This is a genomic window from Streptomyces sp. NPDC005784 (assembly GCF_042871525.1).
Classification (GTDB): domain Bacteria; phylum Actinomycetota; class Actinomycetes; order Streptomycetales; family Streptomycetaceae; genus Streptomyces.
The window spans coordinates 48,346-70,829 of record NZ_JBIAIQ010000006.1; the positions used below are offsets into that span (position 1 = coordinate 48,346).

Consider the following 22,484-nt stretch of genomic DNA (forward strand, 5'->3'; position numbering starts at 1 on the left):
CGTGGGGGGGGGGGGGGGGGGGGGGGGGGGGGGGGGGGGGGGGGGGGGGGGGGGCCGGCGGGCGGGGGGGGGGGGGGGGGGGGGGGGGGGGCCCCCCCCCGCCCCTCACTCTTTTTCTTTCTACGATGCGCGCATGAATCAAGAATCGGCGCAGGCCCGTTGGGAGCTGCACACCCAGCGGCCCCTGCTCGTCCTCGCGGTGGCGTTCGCCCTCGGGTACGCCGTGCCGATCGTGGACAGCGACGCCGGCCCTTCGGTGACGTTCGTCTGCACGCTGGTGGAGTGGGTGGTGTGGGGGGCCTTCGCCACCGACTACCTCGTCCGGCTCGCTCTCGCCCGGCAGCGGCGGTCCTTCGTCCGCGACCACTGGCTGGACCTGTGCGCCGTGATCCTGCCGATCCTCCAGCCGTTGCGGCTGTTGCGGCTCGTCTCCACGCTGATGCTGGTGGGGCGGCGAGCGCGGATGGCCTCGCAGATCCGGCTGACGACGTACGTCGGGGGCGCGGTCGTCGGCCTGTTGATGTTCGGCTCGCTCGCCGTGCTGTCGGTGGAGCGGGACTCGCCGAACGGGAACATCAAGACGCTGGGTGACGCGGTGTGGTGGTCGTTCACGACGATGACGACCGTGGGGTACGGCGACCACGCCCCGACCACGGGGATGGGCCGCGTCCTCGCGGTCGGCCTGATGCTCTCCGGGATCGCCCTCCTCGGTGTGGTCACCGCGAACATCGCCGCCTGGTTCATCTCACGGTTCGAGAAGGACGACGTGGAGGAGCGACGGCAGACCGCGGCGATCGAGGCACTCACGGCGGAGGTACGGGCCCTGCGGGCAGAGGTCGCCGCCCTGACCGGCGGCCCGGGAATCCTGCCGCATCCCCTGTCGGCCGGGTCGGAAGAACACTCCCCCACGTAGATCCCGGGGGACACACGGACCTGGGGGGCCTGGGGGACCTGGGGACCGTGGAACGCCCCCGTACGGACCAGTGGGCCCGCGCGCCGCTCGGGGCGGCACGGGGCCCACTGTCGATATCCGCTGCCCGGCCGGTGTCAGAGCAGGCCGTTGCCCGCGCCGCCCGCCAGCCAGATGACCGCCAGGAGGGTGTCGATCGCTCCCAGCACCAGGGCTATCAGGGCCGGCACCGGCCCGGAGCCGGTCCAGCGGCGGCCCATCGCGAGCCAGCCGCAGACCATCGCGGCCGGCCCGAGCACGATTCCCAGCGTGAAGAATCCGGCCACCGCACACACGACTCCGATGATGCCCAGGGTCGCGCTGTCCGGCCCGGTCCGTGGTCCCATCCGGCCACGTGAACGGGGGTACTTGCGCGTACCGCTTCCGAAGCCCGCCATCTCATCAACTCCTGAACTCCCGTGACCTCTCGGTCGGTTCGGGTCGATGAGTCGGGTACCCCCGTTCCACGCCACCAGGCCTGCCGGTGCGCGGGCCCGTCCGTCAGATGTGTCCGCCGCCCGCTCCCGCGGCCTCCGCGTTCTCGCCCCGCTTGGTGAGCAGCGCGACGAAGACGGCCACGACCGCGACACCGGAGGCGACGAGGCAGGCGAGGCTCATGCCGGAGATGAAGGTGTTGTGGGCGACATCGGTGATCTGCGCGGCGATGGCGGCCGGAGTGTCCTCGGTGACCGGCGCGGCGCCGACCCGGACCGCCTCGGAGGCCTGGTCGAGCTGGGCCGGGGTGAGCGGCGGCAGCTTGGCGTCGGTCCAGTTGCCCGCGAGGTCGCCGTCGACCTTGGAGGCCATCACGGCGCCCAGGACGGCCGTGCCGAGGCTGCCGCCGATCTGCATGGCGGCCTGCTGGAGACCGCCGGCGACACCGGAGAGCTCCATCGGGGCGTTGCCGACGATGACCTCGGTGGCTCCGACCATGACCGGCGCGAGACCGAGGCCGAGGCCCGCGAACGAGAGCGACATGACCAGGCTGCTCGTGTCCGTCTCCAGCCGGGACATGCCGAACATGGAGATCGCGGTGAGCGCCATGCCGCCCGCCAGCGGGATGCGCGGGCCCACCTTGGTGATCAGTGCGCCGGCCAGCGGCGAGCCCACGATCATCATTCCGGTCAGCGGCAGCAGGTGCAGACCGGCGTCGACCGGGCTCATCCCATGGACGTTCTGCAGGTAGAAGGTGACGAAGAACAGTCCGCCGAGGAAGGCGATGGCCATCAGGACCATCAGGACCACACCGGCCAACAGCGGCACGGAGCGGAACAACGCGAGCGGGATCAGCGGCTCCTTGACGCGCTTCTCCCAGAGGGCGAAGAGCACGAAGCCGAGGAGCGAGGCGCCCAGGAACGACCAGGTCAGGGCGTCGCCCCAGCCCCAGGTCGGGGCCTTGATGAGCGCCCAGACCAGGCAGAACATGGCGCCGGAGAGCAGCGCGATGCCGAGCACGTCGAAGGATCGCGGGGCGTTCTCGGCGCGGTGGTCGGTGAGGATCAGCACGCCGAGGACCAGCGCGATGACGCCGACGGGCACGTTGATGAAGAACACCGACTGCCAGCTGACGTGCTGGACGAGCAGACCGCCGAGGATCGGGCCGCCCGCGGTGGAGGCGCCGATGACCATGCCCCAGATGCCGATCGCCATGTTCAGCTTCTCGGCCGGGAAGGTGGCGCGGAGCAGGCCGAGCGCGGCCGGCATCAGCAGCGCGCCGAACAGGCCCTGGAAGACGCGGAAGGTGACCACGAGGGCGATGCTGTTGGAGAGCCCGATGGCGCCCGAGGCGGCCGCGAAGCCGACCACGCCGATGAGGAAGGTCTGCCGGTGACCGAACCGGTCGCCGAGCTTGCCCGCGGTGATCAGGGTGACCGCGAGGGCGAGGAAGTAGCCGTTGGTGATCCACTGGACGTCGGCGAAGCTGGCGCCGAGGTCCTTCTGGATGGCGGGGTTGGCGATGGCCACGATGGTGCCGTCCAGGGCCACCATCATGACCCCGACGGCCACGGTGATGAGGGTGAACCACGGATGGCCGCGCAGGCCCGTGGACGGAGCCTGGTCCAACGGGGAGACCGGAGTCTTGTCCTCCGGGCCCGTCTTGTCGATGGTGGTCTGACTAGTCATTTTTCGAGGCTAGTGACAGCCACTGACAATTGACAAACCGATTCACAAGTCGGTAACTGTCACGTGACTCACAGATAGGCTGAACTGGGCGAACAGTTCGGACAGGAGAGATCGCGACACCATGACGGACACGGTCGGCACGGCGGAGACGGAACGCGCGGCGGAGCCGGCGGCGTCACGCCCCGGGCTGCGGGAGCGCAAGAAGCAGCGCACCCGGGACGCACTGCTGCGGGCCGCCCTCGAACTGTTCACCGCCCAGGGGTACGAGCGGACCACCGTCGACGAGATCGCCGAGGCCGTCGACGTCTCCCAGCGCACCTTCTTCCGCTACTTCGCCGGCAAGGAGGACGCCGCGCTCTTCCTGCAGCGGCTCGCCGAGTCGCATTTCATCGCCGCGGTGCGCGAACGGCCGCCCCACGAGGCCCCGTTGGAGGCGCTGCGCCGGGCGGTCCTGGAGAGCTGGGACACCATCGGCGAGGCGATCGAGGCCGTCGTGCCGATCGAACTGCACATGCGCACCTACCAGTTGATCGAGTCGACACCCGCGCTGCTCGCCGTCCATCTGCGTCGCTCGGAGGAGATCGAGGAGGAGATCGCGCGACTGATCGCCGACCGCGAGGGCCTCGACGTGGACACGGACCCGCGCCCGCGCATCGCGGTCGCCGTGTTCGGCGGGGTGATGCGGGTGACGGGCCGCCTGTGGGGCGCGGGCGAGGACACCAGCGTCGAGGCGATCCGCGAGCTGACCGCGACCTATCTCGACCATGTGGGGCCCGCGTTGGCGGAGAAGTGGGGCACCGCGCCGCGGTGACCGTCCGGTGACGCTTCGCGGTGTCACCCTGGGACACCCCCGCGCGACACCCCGCGATGCCCCCGATGTCCACGCGCGGCAACCGGCGAAGTCCGCATACGGAACCCGACATGTGCCCGCGCGGAACCCGGCGCATGCTCGCGCGCGGAACCCCGCGCATGTCCGCGTACGGGACTCGACGCTTGCCCTCGTACGGAACTCTGCGCATGCCCACGTACGGATCCCGGCGCGCGCCCGCGTACAGAATCCGGCCCGTGCCCGCGTGCGGAACCTCGCGCATGCCCGCGCTCGTTGTACGGATGGCTGCCGCGCGAGATCCCCCGCGGCAGCCCCGCGGAATCACAACACCCCCACGCGGAGCGTCACATATCGCACACGCGTCGCAGAGATGCACGCACAGAGTGTCACTATTTATCTCAAACTGAACCCGGTTTGCCCCAATTACCCCATCGGAAACGTGATCCCAGTCACTCGTTTAACGGGAGGCTGCTCCCTTCTCCTAGGGTGTCCTCTCAGTGACTTCCTTCGACACACCCCCCCAACTCAACGCCTGGCGCGCACTGCTCGCGCTGGCCGTGGTGTTCGTGATGCTGGCCACCAGTGGCTGGACCGCGCTCCACAGCCACCGCGAGCCCTCCCCCCTCCAGGCGTCCCGCTCCGCGTGGGAGCACGGCTTCATCGCCGGGCACAAGCTGCCCGAACCGGACTCCGCTCCGGGCCGGCTGGCCCACTTCTTCACCACGCTCGACGCGCAGCAGCGTTCCCGGCTCGCCCACCGCTATCCGCTCGCGGTCGGCAACATGAACGGCGCGCCGGTGACGCTGCGCTACGCGGCGAACCGGCTCGCGCTGAAGCACGAGCGCACCGTCGAGCACAAGCGCATGCACGACAACCGGCTGTCCTCGTTCGGCCAGCACGACGCGGGCCGCCGGATGCACCGCTACGAAGCACTGCTGCACAAGGGCCGCAAGATCCTCGCCTTCGACCCCAACGGCTCGGGGCGCGTCGCCGAGGTCTTCGGCGACCTCGACACGGCCCGCCGCGTCTCGGTCGTGGTGCCCGGTGTCGACACCGACCTGCTCACCTTCCAGCGCACGTTCAAGCAGTACTCGGCGCCCGTCGGCATGGCGGATTCCCTGTACAGGGCGGAGCGCTCGGCGGCCCCGCTCACGCGTACCGCCGTGATCGCGTGGGCCGACTACACGGCGCCCAACGGGCTCGGCATGGACGCGGCCACCGCCATGCGCGCCGAAGAGGGCGCGGTGCGGCTGAACGCGCTGGTGCGGGCGCTGCCGGGGAGCACGGAGGTGGCGCTGTACTGCCACAGCTACGGCTCGGTCCTGTGCGGGGTGGCCGCCTCCTCGCTGCCTTCCCGAGTGTCCGACATAGCGGTGGCGGGCAGCCCCGGCATGCGGGCGGCGAAGGCGGCGAACCTGCACACCACCGCCCGGGTCTGGGCGATGCGCGACGCGGACGACTGGATCCAGGACGTGCCGCACCTGGAGGTCGGCGGTCTCGGACACGGTGCGGACCCGGTGTCGAAGGGGTTCGGGGCACGCGTCCTGTCCGCCGACGGGGCGAAGGGGCACGCCGGCTACTTCGAGCCGGGCACGGAGAGTCTCCGCAACTTCGCGGAGATCGGGATCGGCGCGTACCGCGCTGTCCGATGCGCGCACGATGATGACGTGTGCCGGACGGGTTTGTCCGTCGGCACGTCGGCCTGACGCGCGTAGAGGACGAAAAACTGCGGTCCGCCCAGAGAGGCGACGGAGGCTTGCGTGCCGCATACGATGGCCCGCATGGGTGACGTACTGGCCGGATTTCATGCCGCCTGGGAGTTCGAGTCCGACTCCGTGCTCATCCGCTTCGAACGGGGGATCCGTTCGCCGAAGCTGTTCCAGGCGCTCGGCGAACGCCGTATCCCCCTGGAGGCGATCGCGGCGGTGACGCTGACGCCCGGGAAGCGAGGCACGGTCGTTCTGCGTGCGGTGCCGAGGCCCGGCGCCGATCCGCTGATGGAGGCGGCCGCGGGACAGCTCAAGGAGGGGTGCGACCCCTACCGCCTGGTACTGCCGGCCGAGCGCGAGACGCTGGCCGAGTACTACGCGGACGAGCTGCGCGGACAGCTCACCAAGGACGACGAGCCCGCCGAGCGCTATCTCGTGAAGCCTCCCGAGGGACCGCTGCACTTCAAGGCCTACGACGGGAAGGCCTCCTTCGACGGCAGGACGGTGTCCTTCCGGTGGTTCTGGACGGGCGCGTCCTCGGCGAAGTGGAAGGCCGGCGACCAGACCTTCCCGGTCTCGGGACTGTGCGGGGTCGAATGGCGCTCCCCGGAGGTGTTCGAGGGCCATCTGCGCCTGCTGCGGCGGGAGCCCGCGCCGGCGCAGCCGACCCAGGCGGACCAGGACCCGGCGGCGGTCGTCTTCGGACTCGGGTACGGGCCCGTCCACGAGTCGCTGCCGTTCGCGGCGGCCGTGCTCGCCGCCGCGCGCTCCGCGAGTCCCGCGCCGGTGGCCGCGTCCGCGGTACCGCGCCGGGACCCGGCCGACATCGCCGACCGGATCCGGCACCTCGGGGAACTGCACGAGGCGGGGCTCCTCACGGACGAGGAGTTCTCCGTCAAGAAGGCGGAACTGCTGGCGCAGCTGTGACCGCGGGTGCCGGTGCCGGGAGCACCGGCACCGGTACCGGCTCTAGGCTGCGCTCACTCCCGGCCCGCCGACGAGAACGACATGTCGGGGTAGCGGTCGCCCGCGACCGCGGCCGCGATCGGCTCCAGAAGGGCCAGCTCGTCCTCGGTCAGGGCGATGCCGGTGGCCGCCGTGTTCTCCTCCACCCTCGCGCGCCGGGTGGTACCCGGGATCGGTACGACGGTCAGGCCGTGGACACTCGCCCGCTGCTGGACCCAGGCCAGCGCGATCTGGCCGAGCGAGACTCCACGGGCGTCGGCGACGGTACGGATCGGGGCGAGGAGCGCCACGTTCGCCGCCGCGTTCTCGCCGGTGAAGCGGGGCTGGGTGCGGCGGACGTCGTCCTGCGCAAGGTCCTGGTCGGCGTTGCCGAAGGAGCCGGTGAGGAAGCCCCGGCCCAGCGGTGAGTACGGGACGAGCGCCACGCCCAGCTCGCGGGCGGCGGGCACCACGTTCGTCTCGATGTCGCGGCTGAACAGCGACCACTCCGACTGGACGGCCGCGATGGGATGCACGGCCTGGGCGGCCCGCAGTTCCCCCGCGGTGACCTCGCTCAGGCCCAGATGCTTGACCTTGCCCTCGCGGACGAGGTCGGCCATCGCGCCGACGCTCTCCTCGATCGGCACGTTCACATCGCGTCGGTGCATGTAGTAGAGGTCGATCACATCGACGCCGAGGCGCTGGAGGCTGCCCTCGACGGCCTGGCGGATGTAGGGCGGGTCGTTGCGGATGATCCGCTTGCGCGGGTTGTCCGGCGGGACCGTGACGCCGTACTTGGTCGCGATGACGATCTCGTCCCGGTGCGCCTTGAGGAACGGCGCGAGGAACCTCTCGTTGTCGCCGCGGCCGTAGCCCTCGGCGGTGTCGTAGAGCGTTACGCCGAGTTCCAGCGCCCGGTGGAGGGCGGCCCGGGAGGCGTCGGCGTCCGGCGGTCCGTACGCCCAGGTCATGCCCATGCAGCCGAGGCCCTGCACACCGACCTCGGGCCCCTCTTTGCCGAGCCGCACCGCCCTGATCCTGCTGTCGGTCATCGAGACCTCTCCGACGCGAGGGCGCGCCCCGCGTCACCGTAGAAACTGATCTTCCTGTCGAGCACGGCGAGGGTGTCCTGGAGCTCCGCGATCCGGGCCTGGACGTCCCGGCGGGTCGCCTCCAGGAGTTCGTAGCGCTCCATGTAGGTGTGGTCGCCCGCGCGCACCATCTCCGCGTAGCGGACCATGTCGGCGACCGGCATCCCGGTGAGCCGGAGCTTGCCGACGAGGCCCAGCCAGTCCAGGTCGCGGTTGCTGTAGCGGCGCTGGCCGGTGTGCGAGCGGTCGATGTGCGGCATCAGCCCGATGCGCTCGTACCAGCGCAGGGTGTGTGCGCTCAGGCCGGTGAAGTCGACGACCTCGCTGATCGTGTAGTTGTCCTGGCCGTCCGGGCGCCGCTCCCGCTCGGGAGGGCCGGCGCACAAGTCGGTCCCGGTGCTCGTCCCGGTGGCCTCGGCTGTGGTCTCCATCACCGTCATGACCCCCACGCTAAAACCTTGGAGTGCACTCCAGGCAAGCCGAATCCGCCGAAATTGCGAGGACGTGGCCGGGAGGCGGTGGTTACCGTGCGGATCATGAGTCTCGTACGCCGCGCCACGCCCGAGGACGCCCGGGAAGTGCTGCGCCTGCGCCAGGTGATGATCGATTCGGTGTTCGCTGTCGGCTCCTCCACCGAGTGGCACGCCGCGTCGCTGCCCACCGTACGCGGGAAGCTCGCCGATCCCGGGGGATCCTTCGCCGCCTTCGTGGTCGACCACCCGTACCGGCCGGGGGCTCTCGCGGCCCTCGCCGCCGGGACGGTCGAGTACCGGATCGGGCGGGCGGACAACCCGCACGGCGCGGTCGGGTACGTCTTCAGCGTCGCCACCGATCCGGACGTCCGGCGCCGCGGTTACTCCCGCGCCTGCATGGAGACGCTCCTCGACTGGTTCCGCGAGCGGGGTGTCGCGCAGGTCGACCTCAACGCGTCCGCCGAGGCCGAGCCGCTCTACGCGGCCCTCGGGTTCGTCCGCAAGCGGGACCCCTCGATGCGGCTGAGCCTGTGAACGACTTAGGCTCGTGGGCATGTCCTTGCAGAGTCTGGCGCTGATCTCGAACTGGCCCGTTCCCACCGCCGCCGCGGCGGTCGTCCGCGCGGACGGCGCGGTGGCCGGCTCGTACGGGCCGGGCGGGCACCGTTTCGCGCTGGCCTCCGTCACCAAGCCGCTCGCCGCGTACGCCGCGCTCGTCGCGTACGAGGAGGGGGCGATCGAGCTCGACGAACCGGCCGGGCCCGCCGGCTCGACGGTCCGCCATCTGCTCGCGCACACCTCCGGTCTGGCCTTCGACGAGCACCGGGCGACCTTCACGCCCGGGGCGCGGCGGCTGTACTCCAACGCCGGGTTCGAGGTGCTCGGGGACCACATCGCCAAGGCCGCGGACATGCCCTTCGCGGAGTATCTGCGTCAGGCGGTCCTCGAACCGCTCGGCATGACCGCGACGACGCTGGACGGTTCGCCCGCGAAGGACGGTGTCTCGACGGTGGACGACCTCGTCCGCTTCGCCGCCGAGCTCCAGGCGCCCCGCCTGCTGGACCCTCGTACGGTCGCGGAGGCGATGACCGTCCAGTACCCCGGGACCAAGGGCGTGCTGCCGGGGTACGGCCACCAGAGCCCCAACGACTGGGGGCTCGGCTTCGAGATCCGCGACTCCAAGTCGCCCCACTGGACGGGGAGTTCGTCCTCACCGCGGACCTTCGGCCACTTCGGGCAGGCCGGTACGTTCCTGTGGGTCGACCCGGCCGTGGGAGCCGCCTGTGTCGCGCTGACCGACCGGACCTTCGGGCCCTGGGCCGTCGAGGCGTGGACCCCGTTCACGGACGCGGTGCTGGCCGACCTCGCCTCCTGACGCGGGACCTGCTCACATTGGCCCTGCCGAGGCGGGACCTGCCGACGCGGGACCTGCCGACGCCGCCCGACCTGCTGACGCCGCGGAACCTGCCGACGCCGCCCGACCTGCCTGCCGACGCGGGACCCGCCTGCCGACGCGGCCCGACCTGCTGACGCCGCCCGTCGGCCGCCCCGGGCGCGGTCAGCGGAACGCCGCCGCGTTGCGCTGCGCCCAGGCGGCGAAGGTGCCCGGCGCGCGGCCGAGGACGCGTTCCACGTCGGGGGCGACCCGCCGCTCCTCCTCGGTCGGCTCGCCCAGGATGGCGAGGGTGCCCTCGACGACGGGCAGCGGCATGAAGCCTGCCATCAGGGCGTGCGCCTCCTCGCGGGTCTGCTCGGTGAAGCGCACCGGCTCGCCCAGGGCGGCGCCGATCGCGGCGGCCCGTTCGCGCGGAGTGGTCGGCGCGGGACCGGTCAGTGTGTAGGTGGCGCCCGCGTGGGTGTCCTCGCGCAGGACGGCCGCCGCGACGGCCGCGACGTCGTCGGGGTCGACGAAGGGCAGACCGATGCCGCCGAACGGCGCTGCGGCCTCGCGCCGGGCGCGGACCGACCCGGCCCAGGCGAAGGCGTTGGTGTCCATCCCGCCCGACCGCAGGACCGTCCAGTCGAGGCCGGACTCACGTAGGGCCTTCTCGAAGCGGGCCGGGTGCCCGTAGGCCTCCGGGCGCGTTCCCACACCCTGCGAGGACAGCAGCACCACCCGGCGGATTCCGGCGGTCTTCGCCGCGTCCAGGACGCCCGTCGGATCCTCGCCCGCGACCAGCAGGAACAGTGCCTCGGCGCCCTCGAACGCCGGTCCGAGCCCGGTCGGTTCGGCCAGGTCGGCGGCGACCGCCCGGACGCCTTCGGGCACCTCGTCCCCGGTGATCTTCCGGGCCACCGCCGTCACCGGCAGTCCGGCTCCACTGAGCGTCCGCACCAGCGCGCGTCCGACGTTCCCGGTCGCACCCGTCACCACGTACATGTCGATCTCCTCGACCCGTAAGTTAGTTAGTCGACTGACTAACTCCGATGGGCAGGACGCTAGCAAGGAGAAATGCCGCTGTCTATAGTCAGTCGGGTGACTGACTCAGAGATGTCCCGGGGAACGCGGCCGCGGGCCAAAGCGGCCGGCAAGCGGCGGCAGCTGACGGCGGCCGCGGCCCGGGTGCTGCACGAGCAGGGCGTGGAGCGCACGACGATCGCCGACATCGCCCGTGCCGCCGAGGTCCCGGCGGGCAACGTGTACTACTACTTCAAGACCAAGGACGAGCTGGTCGAGGCCGCTCTCGCCGAACACGCCGGCCACCTGCGGGAACTCACCGACGAGCTCGACAAGCTCCCCGAGCCGCGGAACCGCCTCAAGGGGCTCATCACGGCATGGGTCTCCGGGCGGGACACCGCGGCGCGCTACGGCTGCCCCACCGGCACCCTCGCCGCGGAGCTCGACAAGCGGGACGAGGGCGGCCTCGATCTCCTGGCGGGACGGGTCGTCCGCCAACTGCTGGACTGGGTGGAACGGCAGTACGGGGAGATCGGCGTCGCCGACCCGGAGGGCCGCGCGCTGACGCTCGTCGGCGCCTACCAGGGGATGTCCCTGCTCTCCAACGCCCTGCGCGACCCGGAGATCATGACCCGCGAAGGGGATCGGCTGATCCGCGAACTCGACGCTCCGGCCTAGGGCTGGACGCGCTTGTGCGCGGATGGACACGCCGGTGTCGGGGGGCGGCGCGTCCGCGTCGGAGGCGACCGGTCGACGCAGGACTGGACGCGCCGGCGCTGGGAGTGGCGCGTCGGCGTCGGAGGCTGTCCGGACGGCACGCCCGGCGTCCGCGTCAGACGGTCGTCATCTCCCACACCAGCAGCTCGGCGGGAACTCCGGCGACCAGTTCCATGTCCTTCGCGTCCATGACGCGGGCCGCGTCGCCCTCCCCCAGCTCCACGCCGTCCAGCCGGACCTCGCCGCGTACGACATGGACGTAGACGAAGGGGGCGTCCGGGACCGCCGTGCGCTCGCCCGCCGTCAGCCGGCGCACATGGAGCATGGCGCCCGCCTCGGGGACGGCGTACGGGGTGGAGTCGGCGATACCGCGGACGGTCTCGTACGCCGGGTCGCCGCCCGGTTCCATCGGGGCCAGCCACATCTGGACGAAGACCAGCGGCAGCTCGCCGTCGTTGCGCTCGACGTGGCGGACGCCGCCCGCGGAACTCAGCCGCTGGACGTCGCCGTGGCGCAGCACCGTCTCGTGGCCCGCCGAGTCGCGATGGGTCAGCTCTCCTTCCACCACCCACGTGACGATCTCGGTGTGGCTGTGCGGGTGCTCGTCGAAGCCGGCGCCAGGGGCGAGCCGCTCCTCGTTGCAGGCGATCACCGCGCCGAAGCGGAGGTTGTCGGGGGCGTAGTGCGGGCCGAAGGAAAAGGCGTGGAGCGAGGAGATCCCGGCCGCCGGGTCCCCTCCGCGGTAGCGCTCGTCGGCGCGGCGGACGTCCATCACTCGACCACCGTAGCCCCGGCCAGGCGAACGCCCCGCGCTTACTTGCGACCCGCCGCCGCACAGCTCCGTCCGGATAAGGCAGTCTTGTCCCGTGCCCGAACCCGAAGCCCGCAAGACCGAGCGCCCAGCGCATGACGTCCAGATGCACACCGCGACCCTCAAGCGGCTGGAGAAGTCGGCCGGCAGTCTCGCCGCCCAGGCCATCACGCGGATGGACGAGACGCTGCCGTGGTACCGGGCCATGCCCCCGGAGAACCGGTCCTGGATCGGGCTGGTCGCCCAGGCCGGTATCGCCGCCTTCACCGAGTGGTTCCGGCACCCGGACGCGCCGCAGGCCATCTCCACCGATGTCTTCGGGACCGCGCCACGCGAGCTGACCAGGGCCATCACCCTGCGCCAGACGGTGGAGATGGTGCGGACCACGATCGAGGTCATGGAGTCGGCCATCGACGAGGTGGCGGCTCCCGGCGACGAGGGCGTGCTGCGCGAGGCGCTGCTCGTGTACGCCCGCGAGATCGCCTTCGCCACCGCCCAGGTGTACGCGCAGGCGGCGGAGGCACGCGGCGCCTGGGACGCCCGGCTCGAATCGCTCGTCGTGAACGCCGTGCTCTCCGGGGAGGCCGACGAGGGCGCCGTCTCCCGGGCCGCCGCGCTCGGCTGGAACTCGCCCGAACATGTCTGCGTCGTGCTGGGCACCGCGCCCGACGGTGACAGCGAACTGACGGTCGAGGCGATCCGGCGGGCCGCCCGGCACGCCAAGCTGCAGGTGCTGACGGGGGTGCTCGGGGACCGGCTGGTCGTCATCGCGGGCGGCAGCGACAACCCGCTCGCCGTCGCCAAGTCACTGATCGGTCCGTTCGCCGCCGGATCCGTCGTCGCCGGGCCGATCGTGCCCGATCTGCTCGCCGCGACCCGCTCCGCGCAGGCTGCGGCGGCCGGGCTGAAGGCGTGTTTTGCCTGGCAGGACGCCCCGCGCCCGGTGCTGGCGGACGATCTGCTGCCCGAGCGCGCCATCGCCTCGGACCCGTCCGCCCGCGAGCAGTTGGTGGAGGAGATCTACAGACCGCTGGAGGAAGCGGGCTCCGCGCTCCTGGAGACGCTCAGTGTGTATCTGGAGCAGGCGAGCAGCCTCGAAGGCGCCGCCCGGATGCTGTTCGTCCATCCCAACACCGTGCGCTACCGGCTCCGACGTGTGACTGACGTCACCGGCTGGTCGCCCTCGGATGTACGATCCGCGTTCACGCTGCGGATCGCGCTGATCCTGGGGCGTCTGGCCGATGGAGATCCCCAGACCTAGCCTTTTGTCGGGGACCTACAATTCCCTCTCGTGTTCTTCGTCCCTGTCCCCACGGGCGGCCGTGGCCGTCCACAAGAGAGAGTGTGAGAGTGCTCGTACTCGTCGCTCCCGGCCAGGGCGCTCAGACGCCCGGCTTCCTGACTCCTTGGCTCGACCTCCCCGGCGCCGCCGAACGCCTCGCCGCGTGGTCGGACGCCATCGGGCTCGACCTTGCCCACTACGGCACGCAGGCCGACGCGGACGCGATCCGTGACACGGCTGTCGCCCAGCCGCTCCTGGTCGCCGCCGGCCTCCTGTCCGCCGCGGCACTCGGGGACGTGACCCCCGGTGCCGTCGCCGGACACAGCGTCGGCGAGATCACCGCCGCCGCGTTCGCGGGAGTGCTCGACGACACCACCGCGCTGTCCCTCGTACGCAAGCGCGGCCTGGCGATGGCCGACGCCGCCGCCGTCACGCGGACCGGTATGTCGGCGCTGCTCGGCGGAGACCCCGAGACGACGGTCGCGCACCTGGAGAAGCTGGGGCTGACCCCGGCGAACGTGAACGGCGCGGGCCAGATCGTCGCCGCCGGCACGCTGGAGCAGCTGGCCGCCCTGGAGGCGGACAAGCCCGAGGGCGTCCGGCGGGTCGTGGCCCTGAAGGTGGCGGGCGCGTTCCACACCGTCCACATGGCCCCCGCGGTCGAGGCGCTGGCCAAGGCCGCCGAGGAACTGAGTCCGGCGGACCCGCGGGTCACCTACGTCTCGAACCGGGACGGCCAGGCCGTCGCCTCCGGTGCCGAGGTCGTCTCGCGCCTGGTCGGCCAGGTCGCCAACCCGGTCCGCTGGGACCTGTGCATGGAGACCTTCCAGAAGCTCGGCGCGACCGCGCTGATCGAGGTGTGCCCCGGCGGCACGCTGACCGGTCTCGCCAAGCGCGCCCTGCCCGGTGTCACGACGCTGGCCCTGAAGACACCAGACGACCTCGACGCGGCTCGCGAGCTCATCGCCGAGCACAGCGCGGCCTAAGGAGCCCGAGAGCATGTCGAAGATCAAGGCACCCAAGGGCGCTCCTTTCGCGCGCATCCTCGGCGTCGGCGGCTACCGTCCCGTCCGGGTGGTGCCCAACGAGGTGATCCTGGAGACGATCGACTCGTCCGACGAATGGATCCGCTCGCGCTCGGGCATCGAGACCCGGCACTGGGCCTCCGACGAGGAGACCGTCGCCGCGATGTCGATCGAGGCGTCGGGCAAGGCCATCGCCGACGCCGGGATCAACGCCGAACAGATCGGCGCCGTGGTCGTCGCCACCGTGTCGCACTTCAGCCAGACCCCGGCCATCGCCACCGAGATCGCCGACAAGCTCGGCACGAACAAGGCCGCGGCCTTCGACATCTCGGCCGGCTGCGCGGGCTTCGGCTACGGCCTGACCCTCGCCAAGGGCATGATCGTCGAGGGTTCGGCGGAGTACGTCCTCGTCATCGGCGTGGAGCGGCTGTCCGACCTCACCGACCTGGAGGACCGCGCGACGGCCTTCCTGTTCGGCGACGGCGCGGGCGCGATCGTCGTGGGTCCCTCCGAGGAGCCGCACATCGGCCCCACCGTCTGGGGCAGCGAGGGCGACAAGGCCGGCACGATCAAGCAGACCGTGCCGTGGGACCGCTTCAGGGTCGGCGACGTCTCGGAGCTCCCGCTCGACTCCAAGGGCGAGATCAAGTTCCCTGCCATCACGCAGGAGGGCCAGGCGGTCTTCCGCTGGGCCGTGTTCGAGATGGCGAAGGTCGCTCAGCAAGCGCTGGACGCGGCCGGGATCTCCTCGGACGACCTGGATGTCTTCATTCCCCACCAGGCCAACGAGCGGATCATCGACTCGATGGTGAAGACGCTGAAACTGCCGGGACACGTCACGGTCGCGCGTGACGTGCGCACCACCGGCAACACCTCGGCCGCCTCGATTCCGCTCGCAATGGAGCGGCTCCTGGCGACCGGTGCGGCGAAGAGCGGCGACACCGCGCTCGTGATCGGCTTCGGGGCGGGTCTCGTGTACGCCGCGACGGTCGTTACCCTCCCCTAGGCACTCCGTACCGGATCATCCGGTCCGTACGGAATACCGCCACCCCTCTGGAAACACACCGAAGGAGCGCCTGACATGGCCGCCACTCAGGAAGAGATCGTCGAAGGTCTCGCCGAGATCGTCAACGAGATCGCCGGGATCCCCACCGAGGACGTCCAGCTGGACAAGTCCTTCACCGACGACCTGGACGTCGACTCGCTGTCCATGGTCGAGGTCGTCGTCGCCGCCGAAGAGCGCTTCGACGTCAAGATCCCGGACGACGACGTCAAGAACCTCAAGACCGTCGGCGACGCGACGAACTACATCCTCAAGAACCAGGCCTGATCTTCCGGTCACCTGGGCCGACCGTCCGGGTTCACCGGGGCCGTGTGCCCCGGTTCACCCTGGCTGATGCCCCGCCACCCGGCGGTGGCGCCGCTGAATCCTCGTATCCGTTGGAGAAAGAATTCCCGTGAGCCCGACCAATCGCACCGTGGTCGTCACCGGTATCGGCGCAACCACACCGCTGGGTGGCGACGCAGCCTCTACCTGGGAGGGCCTGATCGCCGGACGTTCCGGCGTCCGCCCCCTCGAGCAGGAGTGGGCCGCCGACCAGGCTGTCCGTATCGCGGCGCAGATCGCCGTGGAGCCGGGCGAGGTCATTCCCCGCCCGCAGGCCCGCCGCCTGGACCGCTCGGCGCAGTTCGCGCTGATCGCGGCCAAGGAGGCCTGGGCGAACGCCGGTTTCACCGACAAGGCGGGCGAGGACCCGAGCATCGACCCCGACCGGCTGGGCACTGTCATCGCCTCCGGCATCGGTGGCGTAACGACCCTGCTCGACCAGTACGACGTGCTGAAGGAGAAGGGCGTACGCCGTGTCTCCCCGCACACCGTTCCGATGCTGATGCCGAACGGTCCGTCCGCCAACGTGGGGCTCGCCGTGGGCGCCCGCGCCGGTGTGCACACCCCGGTCTCCGCCTGCGCCTCCGGCGCCGAGGCCATCGGCTACGCCATCGAGATGATCCGCACGGGCCGCGCCGACGTCGTCGTCGCCGGTGGCACCGAGGCGGCCATCCACCCGCTTCCCATCGCCGCGTTCGGCAACATGATGGCGATGTCCAAGAACAACGACGACCCGCAGGGCGCCTCGCGCCCCTACGACGTCGCCCGTGACGGCTTCGTCCTCGGCGAGGGCGCCGGCGTCCTCGTCCTGGAGTCCGCCGAGCACGCCGCCAAGCGCGGCGCCCGGGTGTACGCCGAGGCGGTCGGCCAGGGCATCTCTGCCGACGCGCACGACATCGTGCAGCCGGAGCCCGAGGGCCGCGGCATCTCGCACGCCCTGCAGAACCTGCTCGACAACACCGACCTGGACCCGGCCGAGATCGTGCACGTGAACGCGCACGCCACCTCGACGCCTGCCGGTGACGTGGCCGAGCTGAAGGCGCTGCGCAAGGTGTTCGGCGACGAGGCCGACCACTTCGCGGTCTCCGCGACCAAGTCGATGACCGGTCACCTCCTCGGTGGCGCCGGTGGCGTCGAGTCGGTCGCGACCGTGCTCGCCCTGTACCACCGGCTCGCGCCGCCGACCATCAACGTGGAGAACCTCGACCCCGAGGCCGAGGCCGCCGCCGACATCGTCCGCGGCGAGGCGCGCAAGCTGCCCGTCGAGGGCCGTATCGCCGCGCTGAACGACTCGTTCGGCTTCGGTGGGCACAACGTGGTGCTGGCGTTCCGCAGCGTCTGACGCCGGGTTCCCTGTTCCGAATGACGTGTGGCCCGTACCCCTGGTTCAAGGGGTACGGGCCACACGTCTTTCGTTCTTCGGTTGCGGTCCCGCTCCCCTGACGGAGCGTCACACCACCTGGTGCAGCCAGCGGACCGGGGCGCCCTCGCCCGCGTAGCGGAAGGGCTCCAGCTCGTCGTCCCAGGGCTTGCCGAGGAGCTTGGCGAGGTCGGCCTCCAGGTCGCTCTCGCCGCGCTGGGAGCGCAGCAGCGCGGCGCGCAGCCGGTCCTCGGGGATGAGGATGTCGCCGTGGATGCCGGTGACCGCGTGGAAGATGCCGAGCTCGGGGGTGCAGCTGTAGCGCTCGCCCTCGGCGGTGGGGCACGGTTCGGCGGTGACCTCGAAGCGCAGCAGGTGCCAGCCGCGCAGCGCGGAGGCGAGCTTGGAGGCGGTGCCGACCTCGCCCTTCCAGGAGAACTCGGATCTCCAGGTGCCGGGCGCGGCGGGCTGCCGGATCCAGTCGAGGTTGACGCGTGTGCCGAGCACCCCCGCGACCGCCCACTCGACGTGCGGGCACAACGCGCGGGGCGCGGAGTGCACGTAGAGAACTCCACGTGTCGTCACTGGGGCCTCCGGACAGAGCGAGACATCTTGTAACTTAGCGGAACGGCAGTGGCAGGGCGGCCACGTGGCGAGGCTACCCTGCGGCGGCGCAAGGAGTGTGACGTACCGTCGGTCCAAGCGCCGTGAACCGCCGAGGTTTCACCCGGCGGGACGCGTCCGGACTCCCTTGCCGGGGGTCCGGGGTCGTCTCCCGGGTGGAGGCGGCCGCCCCATGGGAACGCGGTGCGACCGACCGTGTACGACGTGGTGCGACCGACCGCGCAGGACGGGTGCCGACCAACCCTGTACAACGAACGAGGAGACCAGGGGATGCGGAATCGCAGCCACCGTTCACGGGCCGTCCTCGCCGTCGCCGCGGCGGCGGCTCTCCTGGGCGTCGCCGCGTGCGACGCCACCGGTGGCAACTCCTCCGCGCCCAGCGGGACCCGGCCGTCCCCGAGGCCCACGCCGGTCTGGGACCGCAGCCCGGACTCCATGGCGGCGGTCGGCGACTCCATCACGCGCGGGTTCGACGCGTGCAGTGTGCTGTCCGACTGCCCCGAGGTGTCGTGGGCGACCGGCAGCGATCCGCGGGTCGACAGTCTTGCCGTACGGCTGCTCGGCGCCACCGGGGCGGCCGAGCGCAGCTGGAACTACGCGGTCACCGGCGCGCGGATGGCCGACCTCTCCGGCCAGATGGCGCAGGCGGCGACCCGCAGGCCGGAGCTGGTCACGGTGATGGCGGGCGCCAACGACGCCTGCCGCTCCTCCGCCTCGGCGATGACGTCCGTCGCCGACTTCCGGGCCGGGTTCCAGGACGCGATGGACACCTTGCGCGGCGCTCTGCCCAAGACCCAGGTGTATGTGTCGAGCGTGCCGGATCTCAAGCGCCTGTGGTCCCAGGGGCGCGGCAATCCGCTGGGCAAGCAGGTCTGGAAACTGGGCATCTGCCCCTCGATGCTCGGCGACGCGGACTCGCTGGGCTCGGCGGCGACCCTGCGGCGCGGGCAGGTGCAGGACCGGGTGAAGGCGTACAACCAGGTGCTGCGTGAGGTGTGCGCCAAGGACCGGCGCTGCCGCTTCGACGGGGACGCGGTCTTCGACTACCGCTTCGGTACGGACCAGTTGAGCCACTGGGACTGGTTCCATCCGAGCAGGGACGGACAGGCACGACTCGCGGAGATCGCCTACCGGACCGTCACCTCGCGCAAACCGGTGACCTAGGGTTTCCCTCATGAGCGAACTTTTCGGCACACTTTCCGACGGCACCCCGGTCCATCGCTGGACGCTGGAGCGCGCCGGGGTCCGGGTGCGTGTGCTCACGTACGGCGGGATCGTGCAGTCGGCCGAGGTGCCGGACCGGGACGGGCGAGCCGTTGACGTGACACTGGGCTTCCCCGACCTGGCGGGTTACACGGCCCATCCGGAGCCGTACCTCGGCGCGCTGGTCGGGCGGTACGCGAACCGGATCGGGGGCGCCCGCTTCTCGCTGGACGGAGTGACGTACCACCTGGACCCGAACAACGGGCCCAACTCGCTGCACGGCGGCGACGGCGGCTTCGACAAGCGCGTGTGGGACGCGGAGCCGCTGGAACACGGGGTGCGGCTCTTCCGGGTCAGCCCGGACGGCGAGGAGGGCTTCCCCGGTCGCCTGGAGGTCTCGGCGACGTACACGCTGGACGAGCGGGGCGCGCTGCGGATCGCCTACGAGGCGGTCGCCGACGCGCCGACCGTACTGAACCTGACGAACCACACGTACTGGAACCTGAGCGGCTCCGGCAGCGCGCTGGGGCACGAACTCCGCCTCGACGCCTCGCGGTTGACGCGGGTGGACGCGGACCTCATCCCGACCGGGGAACTCGACCCGGTCGAGGGCACGCGCTTCGACTTCCGGGAGTCCCGCAAGACCGGCGCGGGCTACGACCACAACTACGTGCTCGACAAGGGACTCACCGGCGCTCCCGTGGAGGTCGCCGAGCTGCACGATCCGGCGTCCGGGCGGGTACTGACGGTCGCGACCACCGAACCAGGTCTCCAGTTCTACACCGCCGACCATCTGAGCGACCCCTTCGCCCCCAACGACGGCATCGCGCTGGAGACCCAGCACTTCCCCGACTCCCCGAACCGGCCCGACTTCCCGAGCACGGAGCTGCGGCCGGGCGACGTGTACAGGTCGGAGACGGTGTACGGGTTCTCCGTACGGTCCTAGAGAGACCGCGAGTCCCGGTCCGGAGGTCAGGTTCCGGACCGGGGCTCGCCGAAGCGGCGCGCGCTGGTTACGCCTCGATCATCGTGCTCAGACGGCGGTCCTCGAGGGAACGGCCTGCCTGAATCTCGTACGAACCCTTCACAAACGCCCAGCTGCCCGCGATGGTGTCCCAGATCTCGAAAGCGCGGCGCGGGAGTTCCACGACGGCCTCGACGCTCTGACCGGGTGCGGCCTCGACTCCCGCGAAACCGGCGAGCACCCGGACGGGCCGCTCGGTGCCGGGTTCCGCCGGGGCGAGGTAGACCTGGACGACCTCCCGCCCTACGCGCTCACCGGAGTTGCGGACGCGGACGGTGACGGTCGTGCCCTCGACCTCGATGGACTCGTACGTCCAGTCGGTGTAGCCGAGGCCGTGGCCGAAGGCGTACGAGGGGGTCCTCCCCTCCTTCTCCCAGGCGCGGTAGCCGATGAAGACGTCCTCGGTGTACGGGAGTTCGCCGTCGGCCGGGCGTACCTGGGTGACCGGGGCGTCGGCGAGGGAGCCCCAGGTGGTGGGGAGGCGACCGCCCGGCTCGTGGGCGCCGGTGAGGACGTCGGCGAGGGCGGCGCCGCCCTCCTGGCCCGGGAACCAGCTGAGGAGCACGGCGGCGACCTCGTCGCGCCACGGGAGTTCCACCGGGGAGCCGGAGTTGACGACCACGACGGTGTTCGGGTTGGCGGCGGCGACGGCGTGCACCAGTTCGTCCTGGTGGCCGGGGAGCCCGAGGTCCGCCCGGTCGAAGCCCTCGGACTCGACGCGGTCGGTGGTGGCGACCACGACGACGGCGGTGTCGGCGGCGCGGGCCGCCTCGACGGCCTCGGCGATCAGTTCGTCCGGGTCGCGTACGGGCTCCTGGTGGGCGAGCGAGAAGCCGACCACCTTCATCCGGATGCCGTCGGGGAACGCGACGACATGGGTGAGGGAGACCTCGACCGGTTCGCCCCGGGTGAGTTCGGCCTGGCCGCGCGGGACCGGGGCGCCGAAGATCGTCACGAAGGGGCGGTCCTTGTCGGTGCCCTGGACGTCGTCGAAGTACGTCGTGCCGTCGACGGTGAGGGTGAACGCGCCGATGCCCTTGATACCGAAGGTGTGCGGGCCGCTGTCGCGCGGTGTGAGGGTGCCGGTGAGTTCGACCGTGTGGAGGATGTCGTGAGTGACTCCTTCGGGCAGGTCGTCGCCCATCCACTGGATCTGGCCGTTCGGGGCGGAGGCGGTGGCGATGATCTCGCCGGCGGCGTCGCGGCAGACCGCGCGCAGCTCGAACCCCTTGTCCGCGACCGGGAGTTCCACGGTCGGGTCGGCGCCGACGGCGTACGTCAGGCTGCCCTCGGGGAGGGCGGCGGTGAGGCCGTCGAGGGGCGAGACGATCCGGGCGGGAAAGACGGTGGCGGAGCCGCCGCCGAGGACACGGGCGTCACGGGCGGCGGCGCCGATGAGAGCCACCCGGTGTCCCTCGGCGAGCGGCAGGGCGCCTTCGTTGCGGACGAGGACGAAGCCGCGGCGGGCGATCTCGCGGGCGAGCGCCTCCCCGTCCACGGCCTCGGGCGGCTCGCTCACGACGGCTTCGGCGCCCTCCAGGATGCCGACGCGGGCGGCGAGGCGCAGCACATTGCGGACGGCCGCGTCGACCGTGGCCTCCGCGACCTCGCCGGCGCGCACGGCGGCGGCGAGCGGCGGGCCGTAGACGGTCCCGGGGCCGGGCATGGCGACGTCGAGGCCGCCCTCGATCGCGGCCGTGGTGGAGCGGGCGGCCCTCCAGTCGGAGACGTTGAAGCCGTCGAAGCCCCATTCGCCGCGCAGGACCTCGTTCACGAGGTAGCGGTGCTCGCTCATCGTCGTGCCGTTCACCGAGTTGTAGGCGGTCATGATGCCCCACGGGTGGGCGTTCTCGACGATGGCCTCGAAGGGGGCCAAGTACAGCTCGCGCAGGGCGCGTTCGGAGACGAGGTTGTTCACCGTGAAGCGGTCGGTCTCGGCGTCGTTGGCCACGAAGTGCTTGACGGTGGTGCCGACGCCGCCGGACTGCACGCCCTGTACATAGCCGCTGCCGATCGCGCCCGTCAGCAGGGGGTCCTCGCTGTAGGCCTCGAAGTGGCGGCCGCCGAGCGGTGAACGGTGCAGGTTGACGGTGGGGGCGAGCAGGACGTGGACGCCCTTGCGGCGGGCCTCCTGGGCGAGGAGCGTGCCGGCCCGGCGGGCCAGGTCCGGGTCCCAGGTGGCGGCGAGCGCGGTGGGCGAGGGGAGCGCCACGGAGGGGTCGTCGGCGGTCCAGCGGACGCCGCGGACGCCGATCGGACCGTCGGACATGACGAGGGACTTCAGTCCGATCTCGGGGAGCGCGGGCAGCGTCCACATGTTCCGGCCGGACAGCAGCCGGGCCTTCGCGTCCAGGTCGAGCCGACCGAGGGCCGCCTCGACGACGGCCTCGCGGGCCGCGTCCGCCTCCGTGTCGTTCCGGTCCTTCGCCGTCTCCACCGCAGTCTCCGCCATGGCGGCACCTCCTCGTTGAAAGCCGTCGGTCTCCCCCATCCTGCATCGGCCACCTGTAGAGCGGTAGGTTTCGTGATGTGG

At 71.5% G+C, this 22,484-nt stretch carries 22 protein-coding genes; 14 read left to right on the forward strand and 8 right to left on the reverse strand.

The window, feature by feature from the left end:
• Positions 1-133 precede the first annotated feature (133 nt).
• Complete coding sequence (locus ACFYR3_RS12730) at positions 134-913, forward strand: potassium channel family protein (protein ID WP_389282772.1); 780 nt, start codon at positions 134-136, stop codon at positions 911-913.
• A gap of 134 nt (positions 914-1,047) precedes the next feature.
• On the opposite strand, the gene ACFYR3_RS12735 is transcribed toward ACFYR3_RS12730, so the two are convergent.
• Together ACFYR3_RS12735 and ACFYR3_RS12740 are read right to left on the reverse strand one after the other, a co-directional pair.
• Positions 1,048-1,347, reverse strand: coding sequence for a small hydrophobic protein (locus tag ACFYR3_RS12735; RefSeq protein ID WP_355851056.1), 300 nt, complete (start codon positions 1,345-1,347; stop codon positions 1,048-1,050).
• Between the two features lie 103 nt (positions 1,348-1,450).
• Entirely contained in the window at positions 1,451-3,073 is a 1,623-nt protein-coding gene (locus ACFYR3_RS12740) for an MFS transporter (RefSeq protein ID WP_389282774.1), read from the reverse strand.
• 121 nt (positions 3,074-3,194) lie between these two features.
• Here ACFYR3_RS12740 and ACFYR3_RS12745 point away from each other — a divergent pair, with 121 nt between their 5' ends.
• The 3 genes from ACFYR3_RS12745 to ACFYR3_RS12755 all read left to right on the forward strand — a co-directional run bounded on the left by ACFYR3_RS12745 (position 3,195) and on the right by ACFYR3_RS12755 (position 6,538).
• A complete protein-coding gene (locus ACFYR3_RS12745) occupies positions 3,195-3,884 on the forward strand; it encodes a TetR family transcriptional regulator (RefSeq protein ID WP_355851062.1) in 690 nt (229 codons plus the stop codon).
• A gap of 515 nt (positions 3,885-4,399) precedes the next feature.
• On the forward strand, positions 4,400-5,608 hold the full coding sequence (locus ACFYR3_RS12750; protein WP_355851065.1) for an alpha/beta hydrolase: 1,209 nt from the start codon (positions 4,400-4,402) through the stop codon (positions 5,606-5,608).
• 66 nt (positions 5,609-5,674) lie between these two features.
• Entirely contained in the window at positions 5,675-6,538 is an 864-nt protein-coding gene (locus ACFYR3_RS12755) for a DUF4429 domain-containing protein (RefSeq protein ID WP_355851252.1), read from the forward strand.
• Positions 6,539-6,591: 53 nt separating this feature from the next.
• Here ACFYR3_RS12755 and ACFYR3_RS12760 read toward each other — a convergent pair whose 3' ends face one another.
• Complete coding sequence (locus ACFYR3_RS12760) at positions 6,592-7,608, reverse strand: aldo/keto reductase (protein WP_355851068.1); 1,017 nt, start codon at positions 7,606-7,608, stop codon at positions 6,592-6,594.
• Positions 7,605-8,087 carry a MerR family transcriptional regulator gene (locus ACFYR3_RS12765; RefSeq protein ID WP_355851071.1) on the reverse strand — a complete coding sequence of 161 codons (483 nt, stop codon included), beginning with the start codon at positions 8,085-8,087 and terminating at the stop codon, positions 7,605-7,607. Before ACFYR3_RS12765 ends, ACFYR3_RS12760 begins: the two co-directional genes overlap by 4 nt.
• A gap of 96 nt (positions 8,088-8,183) precedes the next feature.
• Between ACFYR3_RS12765 and ACFYR3_RS12770 the strand changes: the two genes are divergently transcribed.
• Both ACFYR3_RS12770 and ACFYR3_RS12775 read left to right on the forward strand, forming a co-directional pair.
• Positions 8,184-8,654, forward strand: coding sequence for a GNAT family N-acetyltransferase (locus ACFYR3_RS12770; RefSeq protein WP_355851074.1), 471 nt, complete (start codon positions 8,184-8,186; stop codon positions 8,652-8,654).
• A 19-nt stretch (positions 8,655-8,673) separates the two neighbouring features.
• Entirely contained in the window at positions 8,674-9,495 is an 822-nt protein-coding gene (locus ACFYR3_RS12775) for a serine hydrolase domain-containing protein (RefSeq protein ID WP_355851077.1), read from the forward strand.
• A gap of 183 nt (positions 9,496-9,678) precedes the next feature.
• Here ACFYR3_RS12775 and ACFYR3_RS12780 read toward each other — a convergent pair whose 3' ends face one another.
• Positions 9,679-10,500, reverse strand: a complete 822-nt coding sequence (locus ACFYR3_RS12780; protein ID WP_389282777.1) for an NAD(P)H-binding protein — start codon at positions 10,498-10,500, stop codon at positions 9,679-9,681.
• A gap of 96 nt (positions 10,501-10,596) precedes the next feature.
• Between ACFYR3_RS12780 and ACFYR3_RS12785 the strand changes: the two genes are divergently transcribed.
• Complete coding sequence (locus ACFYR3_RS12785; protein ID WP_389282779.1) at positions 10,597-11,196, forward strand: TetR/AcrR family transcriptional regulator; 600 nt, start codon at positions 10,597-10,599, stop codon at positions 11,194-11,196.
• Positions 11,197-11,350: 154 nt separating this feature from the next.
• On the opposite strand, the gene ACFYR3_RS12790 is transcribed toward ACFYR3_RS12785, so the two are convergent.
• Positions 11,351-12,007 carry a pirin family protein gene (locus ACFYR3_RS12790; protein ID WP_355851258.1) on the reverse strand — a complete coding sequence of 219 codons (657 nt, stop codon included), beginning with the start codon at positions 12,005-12,007 and terminating at the stop codon, positions 11,351-11,353.
• A gap of 94 nt (positions 12,008-12,101) precedes the next feature.
• Between ACFYR3_RS12790 and fasR the strand changes: the two genes are divergently transcribed.
• The 5 genes from fasR to fabF all read left to right on the forward strand — a co-directional run bounded on the left by fasR (position 12,102) and on the right by fabF (position 17,082).
• Positions 12,102-13,307: a fatty acid biosynthesis transcriptional regulator FasR gene (gene fasR / locus ACFYR3_RS12795; RefSeq protein WP_355851083.1), complete on the forward strand. Its 1,206-nt coding sequence runs from the start codon at positions 12,102-12,104 to the stop codon at positions 13,305-13,307.
• 89 nt (positions 13,308-13,396) lie between these two features.
• The gene (locus tag ACFYR3_RS12800; protein WP_389282781.1) at positions 13,397-14,314 is read left to right on the forward strand and encodes an ACP S-malonyltransferase; all 918 of its coding nucleotides are present in this window, start codon (positions 13,397-13,399) and stop codon (positions 14,312-14,314) included.
• A gap of 13 nt (positions 14,315-14,327) precedes the next feature.
• Positions 14,328-15,359, forward strand: a complete 1,032-nt coding sequence (locus tag ACFYR3_RS12805; protein WP_355851089.1) for a ketoacyl-ACP synthase III — start codon at positions 14,328-14,330, stop codon at positions 15,357-15,359.
• A gap of 75 nt (positions 15,360-15,434) precedes the next feature.
• Positions 15,435-15,683, forward strand: a complete 249-nt coding sequence (locus tag ACFYR3_RS12810) for an acyl carrier protein (RefSeq protein ID WP_261702511.1) — start codon at positions 15,435-15,437, stop codon at positions 15,681-15,683.
• Positions 15,684-15,810: 127 nt separating this feature from the next.
• Complete coding sequence (fabF, locus tag ACFYR3_RS12815) at positions 15,811-17,082, forward strand: beta-ketoacyl-ACP synthase II (protein WP_355851092.1); 1,272 nt, start codon at positions 15,811-15,813, stop codon at positions 17,080-17,082.
• Between the two features lie 108 nt (positions 17,083-17,190).
• Here the strand turns inward: fabF and ACFYR3_RS12820 are convergent, their stop codons facing one another.
• Entirely contained in the window at positions 17,191-17,685 is a 495-nt protein-coding gene (locus ACFYR3_RS12820; RefSeq protein ID WP_261702513.1) for a DUF3145 domain-containing protein, read from the reverse strand.
• A 309-nt stretch (positions 17,686-17,994) separates the two neighbouring features.
• Here ACFYR3_RS12820 and ACFYR3_RS12825 point away from each other — a divergent pair, with 309 nt between their 5' ends.
• Positions 17,995-18,888: an SGNH/GDSL hydrolase family protein gene (locus ACFYR3_RS12825; protein ID WP_355851095.1), complete on the forward strand. Its 894-nt coding sequence runs from the start codon at positions 17,995-17,997 to the stop codon at positions 18,886-18,888.
• Between the two features lie 10 nt (positions 18,889-18,898).
• On the forward strand, positions 18,899-19,873 hold the full coding sequence (locus tag ACFYR3_RS12830) for an aldose epimerase family protein (RefSeq protein WP_356782303.1): 975 nt from the start codon (positions 18,899-18,901) through the stop codon (positions 19,871-19,873).
• A gap of 67 nt (positions 19,874-19,940) precedes the next feature.
• Here ACFYR3_RS12830 and ACFYR3_RS12835 read toward each other — a convergent pair whose 3' ends face one another.
• Positions 19,941-22,403 (reverse strand): glycoside hydrolase family 3 C-terminal domain-containing protein, encoded by a 2,463-nt coding sequence (locus tag ACFYR3_RS12835; RefSeq protein WP_355851101.1) that lies wholly within the window; start codon positions 22,401-22,403, stop codon positions 19,941-19,943.
• Positions 22,404-22,484: the final 81 nt, after the last annotated feature.